This is a genomic window from Verrucomicrobiota bacterium (assembly GCA_039027815.1).
Lineage (GTDB): Bacteria > Verrucomicrobiota > Verrucomicrobiia > Verrucomicrobiales > JBCCJK01 > JBCCJK01.
In genome coordinates this window covers 204,982-219,672 of record JBCCJK010000001.1, presented here as the reverse complement: position 1 = coordinate 219,672, position 14,691 = coordinate 204,982, and the positions used below count along the sequence as shown (strand labels likewise).

Annotated in this window: 13 protein-coding genes; 4 read left to right on the top strand and 9 right to left on the bottom strand. The window is 60.3% G+C overall.

Annotation, left to right across the window (positions count from 1 at the left end; all coding sequences use genetic code 11):
- Window positions 1-113 precede the first annotated feature (113 nt).
- The 3 genes from AAF555_00965 to rplM form a co-directional block, all read right to left on the bottom strand.
- On the bottom strand, window positions 114-1,379 hold the full coding sequence (locus tag AAF555_00965) for a hypothetical protein (protein MEM6910129.1): 1,266 nt from the start codon (window positions 1,377-1,379) through the stop codon (window positions 114-116).
- 104 nt (window positions 1,380-1,483) lie between these two features.
- On the bottom strand, window positions 1,484-1,879 hold the full coding sequence (gene rpsI, locus AAF555_00960) for a 30S ribosomal protein S9 (protein MEM6910128.1): 396 nt from the start codon (window positions 1,877-1,879) through the stop codon (window positions 1,484-1,486).
- A gap of 14 nt (window positions 1,880-1,893) precedes the next feature.
- Window positions 1,894-2,328: a 50S ribosomal protein L13 gene (gene rplM, locus AAF555_00955; protein MEM6910127.1), complete on the bottom strand. Its 435-nt coding sequence runs from the start codon at window positions 2,326-2,328 to the stop codon at window positions 1,894-1,896.
- Between the two features lie 138 nt (window positions 2,329-2,466).
- Here rplM and AAF555_00950 point away from each other — a divergent pair, with 138 nt between their 5' ends.
- A complete protein-coding gene (locus AAF555_00950) occupies window positions 2,467-2,613 on the top strand; it encodes a hypothetical protein (protein ID MEM6910126.1) in 147 nt (48 codons plus the stop codon).
- Window positions 2,614-2,893: 280 nt separating this feature from the next.
- On the opposite strand, the gene AAF555_00945 is transcribed toward AAF555_00950, so the two are convergent.
- The 3 genes from AAF555_00945 to AAF555_00935 form a co-directional block, all read right to left on the bottom strand.
- The gene (locus AAF555_00945) at window positions 2,894-3,904 is read right to left on the bottom strand and encodes a glutamine synthetase beta-grasp domain-containing protein (protein MEM6910125.1); all 1,011 of its coding nucleotides are present in this window, start codon (window positions 3,902-3,904) and stop codon (window positions 2,894-2,896) included.
- Window positions 3,905-4,005: 101 nt separating this feature from the next.
- Window positions 4,006-5,205, bottom strand: a complete 1,200-nt coding sequence (locus AAF555_00940; protein ID MEM6910124.1) for a protein phosphatase 2C domain-containing protein — start codon at window positions 5,203-5,205, stop codon at window positions 4,006-4,008.
- 69 nt (window positions 5,206-5,274) lie between these two features.
- Complete coding sequence (locus AAF555_00935; GenBank protein ID MEM6910123.1) at window positions 5,275-6,768, bottom strand: cryptochrome/photolyase family protein; 1,494 nt, start codon at window positions 6,766-6,768, stop codon at window positions 5,275-5,277.
- Between the two features lie 96 nt (window positions 6,769-6,864).
- On the opposite strand from AAF555_00935, the gene infA reads away from it, so the two are divergent.
- The 3 genes from infA (at window position 6,865) to AAF555_00920 (ending at window position 9,411) form a co-directional block, all read left to right on the top strand.
- Window positions 6,865-7,188, top strand: a complete 324-nt coding sequence (infA, locus tag AAF555_00930) for a translation initiation factor IF-1 (GenBank protein MEM6910122.1) — start codon at window positions 6,865-6,867, stop codon at window positions 7,186-7,188.
- A gap of 205 nt (window positions 7,189-7,393) precedes the next feature.
- Complete coding sequence (locus tag AAF555_00925; GenBank protein ID MEM6910121.1) at window positions 7,394-8,374, top strand: S1C family serine protease; 981 nt, start codon at window positions 7,394-7,396, stop codon at window positions 8,372-8,374.
- Window positions 8,371-9,411: a PDZ domain-containing protein gene (locus AAF555_00920; GenBank protein MEM6910120.1), complete on the top strand. Its 1,041-nt coding sequence runs from the start codon at window positions 8,371-8,373 to the stop codon at window positions 9,409-9,411. Before AAF555_00925 ends, AAF555_00920 begins: the two co-directional genes overlap by 4 nt.
- On the opposite strand, the gene pdxA is transcribed toward AAF555_00920, so the two are convergent.
- Genes pdxA through mfd form a run of 3 tightly spaced genes read right to left on the bottom strand, consistent with a single transcriptional unit; the run spans window position 9,373 to window position 14,411 of the window.
- Entirely contained in the window at window positions 9,373-10,239 is an 867-nt protein-coding gene (pdxA, locus tag AAF555_00915; GenBank protein ID MEM6910119.1) for a 4-hydroxythreonine-4-phosphate dehydrogenase PdxA, read from the bottom strand. The two genes, AAF555_00920 and pdxA, sit on opposite strands and share 39 nt — an antisense overlap.
- A 7-nt stretch (window positions 10,240-10,246) precedes the next feature.
- Window positions 10,247-11,215 (bottom strand): peptidylprolyl isomerase, encoded by a 969-nt coding sequence (locus AAF555_00910; GenBank protein ID MEM6910118.1) that lies wholly within the window; start codon window positions 11,213-11,215, stop codon window positions 10,247-10,249.
- Window positions 11,216-11,219: 4 nt separating this feature from the next.
- The gene (gene mfd / locus AAF555_00905) at window positions 11,220-14,411 is read right to left on the bottom strand and encodes a transcription-repair coupling factor (GenBank protein MEM6910117.1); all 3,192 of its coding nucleotides are present in this window, start codon (window positions 14,409-14,411) and stop codon (window positions 11,220-11,222) included.
- Window positions 14,412-14,691 lie beyond the last annotated feature (280 nt).

The window sequence follows — 14,691 nt, the reverse complement described above, 5'->3', positions numbered from 1 at the left end:
CGAAGGGCACGTATCCTTTCCTGGGGGATTTCTGCGGTGGCGAGGTGCTGGTCGGGGGAGAGTTGATGAAGGTGGAGCTTTTCGGAGTAGTTCGTGTAGAGGAGCAGGCCTTTCTAGGCAAAGGCGAAGAAGTGCCCCTTGAGCGGCGTCCCTTCTTTTTCTCGGAGACTCTGCTCATGGATCTGAACCTGACGCACCAAATCGCGACGGTCGACCAGTCGCAGGCTTCGCTCACTTGGGTCATAATGGTGGGCTCGGATTTCTTCCTCCAACGCAAGCTGGGCGAGAGGGGCTTGGTCTGCGAGCGACCAGAGAACCAGATTGCCGAGCTGCCCATGGGTCAGCAGCTGGGTGGGAGAGAGGGGAACGAGGCCCTTCACCTTTTCGAGGTGAGGCGGTGCCTCCGGGAAAAGTCGTCGACCAGTGGCTACTTCCCAGGTGAAAATGCAGGTGTCTCCGCCGGAGTAGATTCGTTTTCCATCGGGCGACCAAGCGGTCGGCCAATGAGCTTCACCCGGATGGGGAAAGGTCTTTAGGATCTGGCCCGTGATCGCGTCTAAGAGATAGATCTGGCTGTCATCGCAACTGACGGCCAGGCGTGTCCCATCGGGCGACCAAGAGGCGACCGTTGGCGCTCGCGGAAGCGTGCGCGACCAGGACTCCATCAGCAAGCGAGCATCGAGGCAACGCACTGCCTGGTCTTCCGTGCTGCAGACAACTAAAAAGTCGCGCCCGGGAGAAATGCGCATGCTGGGGATCGAGCCGAGTTCTTTCAAGAGGGTCTGGATTTGGCTGGGCTTCTCCAAGTCCACCAAGAAGAGCTCGCCCTCTTTATTGCCCGCGAGCACCTTGGGGCGCTGGGGAAGCGCCAGGGTGGTGTAGATCCAGTCAGCCTTTCCATTGAGCTTTTCCTGGTAGTAGGGCTGGTCTTGATCCCAGCGGTAGGCGCGCAGGAAGCCGTCGGCGTCTCCCACGACAAACCCTTTTCCATCGCGGGTGAGATCAAACTGCAAACAATCATTCTCGGTTGTCCATTCCCGAAGCTTCTCTCCCGTCCGGGAATTCCAAAGCACCATCCTTCGGCTATCGCTGGTGAGGATTTCCTGGCGTGCTGGGAGGGGCCGAGCGTTCCAGACGTCCCTCCCGCCATGATCGAGAAGGAGGCGAGTTTGCCCGGTTTCCAAGTCCCAGATCCGGGTGGTGCCATCACGGGAACAACTCAACAGCTCCCCCTCGGGTAGCGCCTCCAGATAGGTCACCCTGTCGAGGTGCCGGAAGCGGGGATCGCCTAGGGTCACGTCTTGAAGGCGGGCCCGCAAATGACTGAGCAAGAGCGGCCAGGCCAGGGCCCAGCAAAGAGAGCGGGGCCCATCGTGCATGGGAGGGAACCTCGCATGAGTGCCCGCCCCTGTCAGTGCAAAAAAGAAGCCGCGTCGGGGGGGAACGCGGCTTCGAGAGAGAGAAAGGCAGTGGGAAAGGCGGATCAGCGCTTGGAGAATTGGAAGCGCTTGCGAGCGCCGGGCTGGCCGGCCTTTTTGCGTTCTTTCATCCGAGGGTCGCGGCGGAGAAGCCCCGCTTCCTTGAGGTCGCTCCGCAACTCACTATCGCTTTCGATCAGGGCGCGGGCGACAGCCAGACGAATGGCCCCCACTTGCCCGCTCAGGCCACCGCCCTGCGCGTTGACGGTCAGATTGAACTGCTTGTTTTTGCCCACGATTTGGAAGGGCTGGAGAAGCGAGTTTTGATGAACGACGGTCGGAAAGTAGTCCTCGAAGTTCCGGCCGTTGACCGTGATGCGGCCTTCGCCGGGCTTCATTTGGACGCGCGCGATGGAGGTCTTGCGTCGACCGATGGTGGAGATGGTGGCGGTGTCACTCATGGATGAGAGGGAGGTCAGGCGGCTGATCGGGCGGGCTGCGGATTTTGGGCTTGATGGGGATGCTCCGCACCCGGGTAGACTTTCAGCTTCTTGATGATTTGGCGGCCGAGTCGATTATGAGGGATCATCCCTTTGATGGCATGCTCAAGGATCCGCTCGGGATGCTTTTCCCGCAGGCTGGCGGGCGTCTCCGTCCGCACGCCTCCGACCCAGCCGGTGTGGCGAAAGTAGACCTTATTGAGTTCCTTGGTGCCTGTGAATTCGGCTTTTTCGGCGTTCACAATGACGACGAAGTCTCCGGTGTCGACATGGGGAGTGAAGGTGGGTTTGTTCTTTCCCCGGAGAAGGCGGGCGGCCTGCACGGCGACGTCACCCACCACGCGTCCGGTGGCATCGATGACCCACCACTGGCGTTCGGTGGTTTCGGCTTTGGCGGAAAAGGTTTTCATTTAAGAAAGAAGCGGATTTGACCTGGGGCGTAGGGAGCGTGGAGTGTAGGTCGGGCGCCGTTTGTGTCAAAGGAAACTTTGGGTGTTCCTCCATGGCCTCTGGTCTTGCCAAGACGGGCCCGCGGGGGAGGGTGGGGGGTGGAGAATCGACGAAAAGAAACGGCCAGCAAGACCCTTCTGGTGCTGGCAGTCTCAGTGGCTATTGCCATCGCGCTGGTGAGCTTGAATCGAGTGCGAGACGAGGTCGAGTGGGTTCCCATGCTCAAGGAAAAGGCTGAGTCCTAGGAAGTCTTATACCAATCTCCAGAATTCACAGGTAGAATGGAGGGGAGGTGTTGTGGGGAAGAGGCGCCGAAGCGCGGGGAAGGGAGAGCTGGTGTCTTTCGAGCCAGCCCTGCGTTGCTCCTCGGTTACGGTGCCTGCACCGCGCCCTCGTCGCGCCCTAGTCTGGCCCGAAATCCACTCGGCCATTCTACCAGCCAATTCTGCAGCTTGGTATAAAACAAAAAAAGCGGCGCCCCTGCGAGAGGAGCGCCGCTTGTTCAAAATGGCTTCAGGCGACTCCTTAGACTTCGACGCTGGCGATGGTCTGCAGGATGCGGCTGGCGATGGCATAGGGGTCTCCCTGGGAGTTCGGGCGACGATCCTCGAGGTAGCCCTTCCAGTCATTCTTGGCGAAGCTGTGTGGGACCCGCACGGAGGCACCACGATCTGCGATGCCCCACGAGAACTTGTCGATGGACTGGGTCTCGTGCAGTCCGGTCAAGCGCATGTGGTTGTCTGGTCCATAGACGGCGATGTGCTCGGCGCAGTTTTCTTCGAAGGCGGCCATGAGCTTTTCGAAGTATTCCTTTCCACCGACTTCGCGAAGATGTTTGGTGGAGAAGTTGGCGTGCATGCCGGAGCCGTTCCAGTCCCCTTTGATGGGCTTGCAGTGGAACTCGATGTCCACTCCATACTGTTCACAGAGGCGGAGAAGGAGGAAACGGGCGATCCACATTTGGTCGGCGCAGTTTCTTGAACCTTTCCCGAAGATCTGGAATTCCCACTGTCCTTTGGCGACCTCGGCATTGATGCCTTCGTGGTTGATGCCGGCGTAGAGACATTGATCGAGATGCTCCTCCACGATGGTGCGGGCGATGCCTCCCACGTTTTTGAAGCCGACTCCGCAGTAGTATTCGCCTTGAGGATCGGGGTAGCCGTCCTTGGGGAAACCGAGTGGCTTGCCGTTTTGGGTCATGAAGTATTCCTGCTCGAAGCCAAACCAGGCGTCGGGATCGTCAATGATGGTCGAGCGAGCGTTCGAGGAGTGAGGCGTGCCGTCCGGCAGCATGACTTCGCACATCACGAGGGCGCCGAATTCACGGGTGGAGTCAGGGTAGACCGCGACGGGCTTCAAAACACAGTCTGAGTCGCCACCATCAGCTTGGAGAGTCGAGCTGCCGTCGAATCCCCACATGGGAAGTTCTTCCACGGTGGGGAAGGACTCGTAGTCTTTCAGTTGGCACTTGGTGCGGAGGTTGGGGACGGGGGTGTAACCGTCCAGCCAGATGTAATCGAGTTTGTATTTAGCCATGGTGGTGTTGTTTCAGAGTGGTTGGGTCCAGCGCCGTAGCTGAGCGTTACCACGCGGGACGCGCCAAAGAAGCACCTTCTGTGCCATGGTGGAAGTGCCCGTCAAGCGTTTCGGTAGGCGAAATCCACCAGGAGGGCGGTGGCGTCATCGCTGCGATCTCCGGCCCGGGCCTTGACCATCAAGTCATCGCGAACTGTCTCGGTCGGAGGCGGTTGCGTGAGAAAGCGGGCGATTTGTTCCTCCCAGAGGCCGTCGATGATGCCATCAGTGCAGAGGAGGTAGCGATCGCCCGGAAGGCTCGGGAATTCGAGGACGAGCGGACTCACTCTTTCCCGCCCCCCGCCGATGGCTTCGTAGAGGGCGGATCGGCGCGGATGCTGACGGTAGGCATATTCCTGCATTTCGCCCCGTTTCCAGGCTGCGAAGGCGAAGGTGTGGTCCCGCGAGATCTGGCTGGTTTCCCCTTCTCTCCAGAGATAGAGGCGGCTGTCTCCCAGATGGCCTACCAGGACCCGCTGCTCGTAAAAGAGGCCCAAGGTGAGGGTGCAGCCCATCCCTTCGAGTTTTGGATCTCTTTGGGCGAAGGCATTGAGATCGCGATGGGCTTCCTTGATGAGTTCTTCGAGTTGCCTGCGCCAGTGGGCCGACTGGTCCAAGGCCAGGCGATGGACTTTCCGGCGGATGCCGGCCAGGACCAGGCGGGAGGCCAGTTCCCCAGCGCGGCCGCCTCCCATCCCATCGGCCACCGCAAACAAGAGAGGCGTTTCCAAGAAGCGTTCGCCATGGTCACCCAGGCGTCGCCCACGCAGGCCGTCCAATTCCAACACCAGCCAAGCGTCTTCATTTCCCGCGTGATGGGCGCCTCGATCCGAGCCCACGGCCCAGCGGATCCGATGCACGATGGAGGGGCCCGATTGGGGCGAGGGGAGGGGGAGGAGCTCGGCCAGCTCGAAGTCGATGATACAGAAACGTCCTGCCCGGGCGTCGTAGGTGATGTTTCGGTCGGCCGCGTCATCGTGCCGCACGCCATAGACTTGCTCCAGCTCATGGAAGAGAGCGGTGACCTTGGCTTGGGGAATGGCCTCGACGGGTTTCCCGCAGTTGCTCGTGACAATAGTGAGCTGGCCGATGTCGTGTTCCAAGAGCCGGGGGACGTGCAGGCAGCCCCGGTCTTCTAAGGCCCGGAGAATCCGGATTTCGTTTTCGCAGCGTTCGCGCGCCTGGCTGCCGCGGAATTGTTTGTGGACGCGACCACCAAAGTCGATTCGGACGAGCGAACGAAGGCCATCTTTTAATTCCATGGGCTGCCACCCAAAGAGGAGGCCTCCCCGGACGTCAACTAGCGAAGCCAGCCAGTCTGGCGCCAGCCGCTAACAAGTGGCCCGCTCCAGAAATCCTTCGGCGGCTCCGAAGAGGCGCTTCTTTTTCTCCCGGTCCATCTTGTCGAGCGAACGCACCATCATGCTCATGCGCTGGTTGCCTGCGAAGACTTCGTAGTGCTCTTGGATAAAGCGCCAGTAGAGCCCATCGGCGATGTCACACCAATCCCCCTTGCCATGATGAGACATTTTCCGCAGGTAGTTCGACCCACAGATGTAGGGCTTGGTGGCGAAGATGCCGCCATCGCTGAACTGGCTCATGCCGTAGACATTCGGACCCATGACCCAGTCCGAGGAGTCGACGAAGCGTTCCATGAACCAGCGATGAACTTCCTGCGGATGGATTTGGGAGAGGAGCATGAAGTTGCCCAGGACCATGAGGCGCTCAATATGGTGGGTCCAACCGAGGCGCTCGACCCGCTCAAGGGCTTCGTCGAGCGGGGGAAGGCCGGTGGCGCATTCGTCCCAGCAAGGGGAGAACTTGGCGGTGTGGCCGAAGAAGTTTTCGCTGTCCTGACGTTCGCTGTAGCGCTGGTAGATGCCGCGGAGGAACTCCCGCCAACCGATGATCTGGCGGACGAAGCCCTCGATGGAATTGAGGGGAATGCTGGAATCTTTTTCCCAGGCGGCGATGGCTTTTTCCACGGTTTCCCCTGGGAGCAGGTGGCCGAGATTGAGGGAGGGGGAGAGGACGGCGTGGAAAAGGAAGTCGCCGCGATCCGTGATGGCGTCTTCGTAGGCCCCGAAGTGGTGGAGGCGATTTCTGACAAAGTCATGCAACCAAGTGAGGGCCTGCCGTCGCGTGACGGGGAGCCAGAAGGTCGAGGCATCGCCGGGGTGATGCGAGAAGCGGACTTTCACGAGATCGATGACTTCTCGGGTCATCTCATCGAGGGAGACGGAGGGCAGTGGTGGCAGGGAAACCTGGTCGGGCAGTTTTTTTCGGTTGTCGGCGTCGTAGGAATACTTCCCGCCTCGCGGTTGGCCCTCCTTGGTCATGAGGAGGCCGGTTTGGCGCCGACGGTCCTCATAGAAGTGTTTCATGAAGGGGCGTTTGGCCTTTTCGTCATAGGCGGCGAAGTCGGCCCGCTCGCCCACAAACATGGGGCTGGGGTGAATCACGAGTTCCGTTCCGCAGGCTTGGCAGAGGTCGCGGATCTCTTTCTCGAAAAACTTGTCCTCGATCTCCCAGACGTGCAGTCGCTCAATCTGAAGCTCTTTTAAATAGGAGCGGAGCTGGCTGCGATAGCGAGTCGATTTGCCTCGGGGCGTCAAGGCCTGGTAGTGGACTTGGTAGTCCTTTTCCCGAAGTTCCTGGCAGTAGTGCCGCATGGCACTCAGGAAGAGGACCAGCTTGTTTTGGTGGTATCGAAAGTGGGTGCAAAGCTCATCGGACTCCGCCATGAAGACCCGCTGGGCTCGTGGGCGGGTCTGACCGGTCAGGGGAAAGAGTTGGTTCCCGAGAATGAGCTGCGCGTCTTTCACGATGGAAAGCTACGTAGGCCAAGCGAGGGAGGGAATTGCTGGAAAAACGATCTTGTGCCAAGCGCCTTTTCCCGCAAGGTAGGGGCTCGAAATTTTATGCCAGGACGACCAGGAGGAAAAAGAGGACGACGCGGGGGTCCGCGTCGCGGACCCGGGCCCAACCGCCGCCGGGAAGACGGACCGGGAAAAGATGGCCGGGCATCGAAAGATGACAAGAGCATCGAGATCGAGGGCACCATCACCGCGGTGCTGGCAGGCACCATGTTCAAGGTGAAGCTGGCCAGTGGGCACGAGTTGTTGGCTCACATCTCCGGGAAGATGCGCAAGCGCTTCATCCGTTTGGTCATTGGCGACCGGGTCAAAATGGAGATGTCTCCCTATGACATGTCGAAAGCCCGCATCGTCTACCGATTGGGCTGAGTTGAGGATTTTTTTCCAAAAAGCGCTTGCTTACTTTCACGACAGGCGTAAACTATTCACGAGACGGTCCGGTTGGCATTGTCTCCGTCAGTTAGGGGGTTTCTGACTGAGCACTCAACCGGGCCGTCTTTTTTGTCTCTGTTTTTGTTTTTGTGGCAGGTTTTCAGCTGGCGGAGTCGCCTTCTCTCTGATCCTTTGTGATTTTATGAGTCTCCTCACCGCTTCTTGGCGTCGATTTGCCTGGGCCCCTCTCCTGGCAGGAACTTGTTGGGGTCAGCCTCAGGTCTTGGAGTTGGAAGCGCCCCGTAATTTGGAAGACTTGCAAGTCATCCAAGACACCCTGCAAGCTCGACTAGAAGTCGCTCGCAAGGCGACCGTGACTCTGGAACTGGGCGGGGCGACTGGGAGTGGCGTGATCGTGAACGAAGAGGGCCTCATTTACACGGCGGCCCATGTTTCGATGCGCCCGGGTTTCAAGCTGCGGGTGACTCTGTCAAACGGCAAGGAACTGGAGGGGGAGGGACTGGGCGTGGTGCCCGAGACGGACGCTTCGCTGGCCCGAATCACGACGGAGGGAACCTATCCCCATGTTCCCATCGCCCCGGCGGCTTCCGTGGAGCAGGGCGATTGGTGCTTTAGCCTCGGCAATGCGGGCGGCTGGGATGAGAGCCGAGGCTCGGTGGTGCGCTTGGGACGGATCGTGAAGGTGCGGGGGACGACCTTGCAGAGTGACTGCGCACTCATCGGAGGCGATTCCGGTGGGCCGCTTTTTGATATGGAGGGTCGTTTGATCGGGATTCACAGCCGGGTGGGCATTTCGGCGCAGAACAACATGCATGTCCCCATGAGCGAATACTACGATCACCTGGAGGCCATGCTGGCGATGGAGGCGGTGGGGGTGGAAAGCCGTGAGATGCTCCCTGGGGTGGATGGTTTTTTGGGGGTGGCGACCGAAGAGGTGGAGGGAGGCCTGCGGGTGCTTCGGGTCGGCCGGAAAACCGCAGCGGAGGACGAGCTGGAGGTGGGGGATGTCATTGTGTCGCTCGACGATCAGCCCACCCTCGAGAAAGGCGGGTTTGGCGATCGCGTTCGCCAAATGGGCCAGGGGGCGAAAATCCGCCTGCAAGTGATCCGAGGTCAGGAGGAGTTGGAGCTTCAGATCACTTTGGGAGGGAAATCTGAATGAAGGTCTCCTTGTTCGCCTGCTTGTTGGGAGTGGGGTGGGGGACCTGGCCTTCGTCTTCGGCGGCGCAGCTCCTGAACTATGAGCTGCGAACCAATGGAGCGACCGTTTTGGCGGCCTTTGAGGGCTTGGAGGAGGTGGTGGCCGGGAGCACCATCGAAATCCATCAGGGGCGACGAGACTTGCAGACTTTGGCCACGGTCATCCGCCCAGACCTGGCTCTCTGCAAGGCCAGCGAGCTGCCTCCGCCCTCGGAGCGCGAGCTGCATGCCCGCACGAGTGCCCGTGACCGAGGTCAGGTGGAGGTGCTGGCGGAAGATGAGCAGACGGATCTGGCGCTCTTGCGAATCAATTTGCCGGAGGTGGTGCCGGTGCGTTGGGCCGAGTCCGCTCAGGATTTGGGACAGGGGACCTGGGTGATTTCCAGTATGTCGAAAGCCGGCAAGATCCGGGCCGGAATTTTGAGCGCCAAAACGCGGCCAATCGAGCGGGAGGGCGGGGTGCTCGGTGTCACTTTGAGTGCGGCCGAGGAGGGGGAGGTCGGGCTGGTGGTGAAGGAGATGACCGAGGGAGGGCCAGCGGCGCAGGCCGGCTTGAAGATCGAGGACTTGATTCTGGAGCTGAATGGGGAAGCGGTCGGGGATTTGGAGGCTTTTGTGGAGGCCATCAAGGCGGCCAATCCTGGGAGCGAGGTCGATCTGCTGGTCCAAAGCGGCCAGGAGGAGAAGCGCTTTTCGGTCACCTTGGCCTACCGCGGCCAACTCTTTGACCGCTTCGACCGGAATCAGCAGATGAGCGGTTTCAGCTCGCTGCGAAGGGCGGGCTTCGAGATGGTCTTGCAACACGACACCACGCTGGCGCCGGAATCGATGGGAGGTCCGCTCTTCGATCTGGCGGGTCGCTGCCTCGGCATAAATATCGCCCGGGCTGATCGAGTGACGACCTTTGCTTTGCCGGTGGAGGTGGTGAAGAGGGCGCTCGCACGCCTGCAGGGGGACGAGTCAGTTAAGAAGGCGGCGAGCCAGCCGCACGGCGGCTAGGAGCGAGTCGGGTTTGGCGAGGCCTCGGCCGGCCAGGTCGTAGGCAGTGCCATGGTCGGGGCTGGTTCGGACGAGAGGGAGCCCCCAGGTGACGTTGACGGCTTCGTCGAAGTCCAAGAGTTTGAGTGGGATGAGTCCTTGGTCGTGGTAGAGGCAGACGACGGCATCGAAGTGGCCCTGGTGGGCGCGGTGGAAAACGGTGTCAGGGGGAAAAGGTCCAGAAAAGATTCCGGGATGGGTGGCTTGGAGGGCGGCCAGGGCCGGCTTCACGAGACGCTCTTCTTCATCGCCAAAGGCGCCTTCTTCGCTGGCATGGGGATTCAATCCCGCCACCGCAATCTTCGGGGAGACCTTTCCCAGCCGTTGGCAAAACTCGAGAAGATGACGGCCTGTGCGCTCGATTTTGGAAGCATCCAGCAGGGTGGGCACTTCGCGCAGAGGTACGTGGATGGTGGCCAGCCCCACCGTGAGCTGAGGACCGGAGAGGATCATGGTGGCGTCCTCCGGGGGGCGGCCGCACGCGTCCGCGAAGAATTCCGTTTGGCCGGGGAAGGGAAATCCGATTTCTTGCAGGTTCTTTTTCCCGACGGGGCCGGTCACGACGGCGTCGAGAGTTTCGTTCCGCAAGGCGGCGACCGCGTCCCGCAGGAACTGGAGGGCCAGGTTGGCGGTGGCCCCGGTGGGGAAACCTGGTCGGCTGGCTTCGGTCGTCCCGATGACGCAGAGTTCTGCGGGAAAGGCTTCTTGTTGCAGGCGAGCTACGGCCGCGGCCACGATCTCCGGGCCGATGCCCGCGGGGTCGCCTAGGGTGATCCCGATTTTCGGCATGGGGAGTCTAGAAAGTCCTCACGACCGCTTTGCGTCGAAGCTGATTGATCCACTGGTCGTAGGCTTCCTGGCGATGCTCCTGCACCACGAGGTTTTCCACTTGGTCACGGACTTCGGGAAGGCTGGGCCGAGCCCCCCAATCGCGGGCATCCACCTTCAGGATGGTGAAGCCGGAGGAGTCTTCGATGACTTCGGAGATAGCCCCGACTTTGAGGGAAAAGGCGGGATCGCCCAGGGAGGGGCTGAGGTCCGTCCGAGCCATGACGGGCATGCTGCCCCCGTCGACGGCAAATCCGTCTTCGGAGTGCATCTTGGCCATCTGGGCGAAGTCGGCCCCGGCCCGTAGTTTTCGGCGGATTTCTTCGGCCAGGGTTTGCGTCTGTTCCGCGGTCCGAGAATCGCTCAATTTCCGAAGGTAGATTTTGCTGATTTGCACAAAGTCTTCGCCGGCGAATTGGGCCTTGTTTTCCTCATAGACGCGACGGAGCTCGTCGGGAGTGGCTGGCTGGGGCGAGCCGAGAGCCCTTCCTCGCATGCCTTGGACGGCCAATTGTTTGCGAACCAACTCTTTGTATTTGGGATGGCTCATGCCGCCCTTGGAGAGGTAGTCGAGGAACTTTTCGCGACTGCCATCGAAGTTTTCGAGGATACGGCGATTGATGTCTTCTTTCACCCGGTGCTCTTTGATGATGGCGCCCAGCTTATCGAATTCGTCCAAGATGAGTTCTCGATCGATGAGGTCCTGAAGAGTCTGCTGGCGGGCTTCCTCGACGGCTTCTTGGAGGGCCTGGCCGCTTTTTTCACGAGCCAGCGCTTGGACGATCGAGGCCATCATGAACTGGATCTCCGATTCCAGAATGACGTCTCCGTTCACGAGCGCGGCCACTTTGTTGATTTCAATGGGCTGCTCCTGGCTCCAAGAGAAAGGGGCCAAGACGGCGAGGATCGAGAGAAGCAGAAAGAAGCGGGTCTTCATGAAGTCAGAGTCGTTTCAGCAAATCGACGGCCTCTTGCAGGCGGTCTCGCAAGTGCGGGGATTCCAATCGTGGAAATTTGCCATCGAGCAAGATGAAATCGTCGTTTCGACTGATCATGAGACGGCATTGACTGATTTCGACGGAGGAAAGGCCCCGATCAGAGGCGAGGATGCGGAGTTCGGCCACGGTCAAGAGGGTTTCGGCAGGGGCCGGGATTCGTCCGAAGCGGTCGCGCCACTCGCGCCGGAGTTTGTTTAGTTCTTTTCGAGAGCTGGCTTGGGCGACGGCGCGGTAGGCTTCGACCCGGAGGGTGGATTGGCCCATGAAGTCGGGCGGCAGGTAGGCGGGAAGCGCTTCTCCCCGGCGGGCGGCTTCCTGCTCACTGCCGGCCAGGAAGTCGATGCGAAGGGCCACCTCTCTCCGGGTGGGGGCGGGGCCGCCCTGGAGCTTGGCGATGGAGGTTTTCAGAAGTTGGCAGTAGAGATCGAAGCCGATGTTGACGATGTGGCCGCTTTGTTTTGTGCCGAGCAAATTGCCCGCGCCGCGGATTTCCAAATCACGCATGGCGATGCGGAAGCCGGCCCCGAGCGAGCTGTATTCCCGGATGGCGCGGATGCGTTTGCGGACATCCCCGGCAGCCAACTGGTCGGGAGGCAAGAGGAGGTAGGCGTAGGCTTGCTGATGGGATCGGCCGACTCGGCCGCGAAGCTGGTAGAGGTCGGCCAGGCCAAAGCGGTCGGCTCGGTCGATGAGGATGGTGTTGGCATTCGGGATATCGATGCCGCTTTCGATGATGGTGGTGGCCAACAAGACGTCCGCTTCCCGGTCTATGAACTGCTGCATGACGTCTTCCAACTGCCCTTTGTCCATTTGCCCATGGCCTACCAGGACTTTGGCCTCCGGGCAGAGTTCGGCCACCCGCTGCTGGAGGCGTTGGATGCTGCGGACGCGATTGTGGAGGAAGTAGACTTGGCCACCGCGATCGAGTTCTCGCTGGATGGCGGAGCGAATGATCCGTTCGTCATAGGCCACGATGCGGGTCTCGACCGGTATGCGATTGGGAGGAGGGGTTTCGATGGTGGACATGTCTCGTGCGCCCATGAGCGAGAGGTAGAGCGTGCGGGGAATGGGGGTGGCGCTCAGAGTGAGGATGTCGACGAGGCGGAAGCGCTCTTTGAAGCGTTCTTTGTGGGCGACGCCGAAGCGCTGTTCTTCATCGATCACGACCAAACCCAGATTCTGAAAGGTCACGTGAGGCGAGGTCAGCCGATGGGTGCCGATGACGATGTCGACGCTGCCGTCGGCCAAGCCTTCCACCACTTGGCGCTGGTCGCCCGCTGTGCGGTAGCGGTTGAGTAGCTCGATGGTGATGGGGAATTCCGACATCCGTTCGCGAAAGTTCTGCCAGTGTTGTTGCGCCAAGACGGTCGTGGGAACGAGGATGGCCACTTGCTTGCCTGACATGACCGACTTGAAGGCCGCGCGAAGGGCGACCTCGGTTTTTCCGAAGCCGACGTCCCCACAGATGAGTCGATCCATGGGGCGGGCAGACTGCATGTCGGACTTGGTCTCCAGAATGGCGGTGACCTGGTCATCGGTTTCCTGGTAGGGGAAGGATTTCTCGAATTCCAACTGCCACTTGTTGTCCTCGTCATGAGGAAAGCCTTCCTCTGTTTGGCGCTCTGCCTGAATGGCCAGGAGCTTGGCCGCATAGTCCATCACGGATCGCTCCACATTTTGGCGGACTCGTTTCCACTTGCCATCGCCCAATTTGTTCAGCTTGGGCTTGGCTTTTCCGAGCCCGACGTAGCGGGAAACCAGATGGGATTGATCGAGAGGGACAAAGAGCCGAGCCTGGTGCTCGAATTCCAAGACCAGGACCTCTCGCGCCAAGCCCTTGTCTTCCTGCTGCGCGATCCCGCGATAGCGGCCAATGCCATATTCGAGGTGGACCACGAATTCATTTTCCTTCAGCTCGGAGAAGTCCAGTTCCTTGCTGGAGCGAGTGCGCTCTACGTCTCTGCGAAAGCGGCGTCGACTGGTGTTGACATGGTAGCGACCAAAAAGTTCGGAGGCGGAGAGGATCGCCAGTTTGGCGGCCGGAACGGTGAAGCCTGCCACCAAATTTCCGAGATGGTGTTGGATGCTCCCGCTCGTTTTGAGGAGAGGCAGCACCATTTCCTGATAGCGCTCTTCTTCTGCCTGATTTTGGAAGAAAAGGTGGATGTCCCAGGCCTCCTTTTGCCAAGCAGCCAGCCGCCGATGAAAGTCTTCTCGCTTGGCTTCCTGCAAGATGAAGTCGCCCGCTTCAAAGCGCCCCAGAGGATTTTCGTAAGCGGCCCAGGAGCGGTCTGGAAGGTCGAGATCTTCGAGGTCTTCTTGCGTGATCCAGAATTGGCTCCCGGTAGCCGTGGCATCGAGCGCGATTTTGAGATCGCTCTCCTGCATCCAATCACGGAGGCGATGGGTGGTCCGCGTTTCCTTTTCCAAGACCACTTGGGCTGAGTCGAGGGTGCGGCTGGAGATTTGGGAGTGGAGATCAAATTCCCGCAGGCTTTCGATTTCTTCATCGAAGAATTCGATCCGAATCGGGAGGGGAGTCTGCCAAGGAAAGAGATCAAAAATCCCACCCCGCTGGGCAAATTGGCCGCGCTGGAAAACCTGGGCTTCTTGCTCGAAGCCCGCTTCTAGCAGACGCGCTTTGAGCCGGGCCAAGGAGAGGGTGGCACCGGTTGTCAGCCTGAGGCTGGCATCGGGGGTGGCTTCGAGGGGAGGGACCGGGCTTTCGAGACTCGCTTGGCGGAGGACGATGACCGGGGTTTCCGCTTGCGCGCGCGCTTGACGGAGGGTTTCCAAGACGAAGAGGCGCTCGGCTGCACTTTCTGGATCGGGCACGGCCTCTTCGCTCGAGTCGAGGTGGGGGAGAAAAAGAGGATTGTGCCCCCAGGTGAGCAGCTCGCTGGCGACTCGCTCTTGATGGCGGGCGTCCCGACAAATCAGCCAGGAGACCGCAGGAGGGAGACGCTTCAGGAGCGCGGCCGCGAAGAAGGAGTGGGCCGGGGGAGCGACCGAGGGGAAGGCCAAGGCATGCGAAGAGGTGAGATCGCGCCCTGCGAGCAGGCACTGGAATCCGGGTGCCTGCGCGAGAGAGGCGGGCACTTGCTGGGGGCCTGGCTGAGTGGTCGAACGAGCCATTCAGGATGCTTCGCGGAGGAGACCGCGAAAGCGGGGCGGTAGTCTAGCCAGCCCAGGGGGAGGCACAAGGACTTCCGCCGAGAGAAGAGGGGGGCCGGGTGAGATTTCTAATACCAACCTCCAGAATTCACTGGTAAAACGGAGGGAAGTTGGTGTGGGGAAGAGGCGCTGAAGGACGTGGAAGGGAGAGCCGGTGTCTTTCGAGCCAGCGCTGCGTTGCTTCTCGGTTACGGTGCCTGCACCGCTCCCTTGTCGTGCCTTGGCCTGAGCCAAAATTCAC

Coding starts and splice junctions, on each gene's coding strand:
- AAF555_00965 (MEM6910129.1), bottom strand. CDS start 1,379: ATGCACGATGGGCCCCGCTCTCTTTGCTGGGCCCTGGCCTGGCCGCTC.
- rpsI (MEM6910128.1), bottom strand. CDS start 1,879: ATGAGTGACACCGCCACCATCTCCACCATCGGTCGACGCAAGACCTCC.
- rplM (MEM6910127.1), bottom strand. CDS start 2,328: ATGAAAACCTTTTCCGCCAAAGCCGAAACCACCGAACGCCAGTGGTGG.
- AAF555_00945 (MEM6910125.1), bottom strand. CDS start 3,904: ATGGCTAAATACAAACTCGATTACATCTGGCTGGACGGTTACACCCCC.
- AAF555_00940 (MEM6910124.1), bottom strand. CDS start 5,205: ATGGAATTAAAAGATGGCCTTCGTTCGCTCGTCCGAATCGACTTTGGT.
- infA (MEM6910122.1), top strand. CDS start 6,865: ATGCCAGGACGACCAGGAGGAAAAAGAGGACGACGCGGGGGTCCGCGT.
- AAF555_00925 (MEM6910121.1), top strand. CDS start 7,394: ATGAGTCTCCTCACCGCTTCTTGGCGTCGATTTGCCTGGGCCCCTCTC.
- AAF555_00920 (MEM6910120.1), top strand. CDS start 8,371: ATGAAGGTCTCCTTGTTCGCCTGCTTGTTGGGAGTGGGGTGGGGGACC.
- pdxA (MEM6910119.1), bottom strand. CDS start 10,239: ATGCCGAAAATCGGGATCACCCTAGGCGACCCCGCGGGCATCGGCCCG.
- AAF555_00910 (MEM6910118.1), bottom strand. CDS start 11,215: ATGAAGACCCGCTTCTTTCTGCTTCTCTCGATCCTCGCCGTCTTGGCC.
- mfd (MEM6910117.1), bottom strand. CDS start 14,411: ATGGCTCGTTCGACCACTCAGCCAGGCCCCCAGCAAGTGCCCGCCTCT.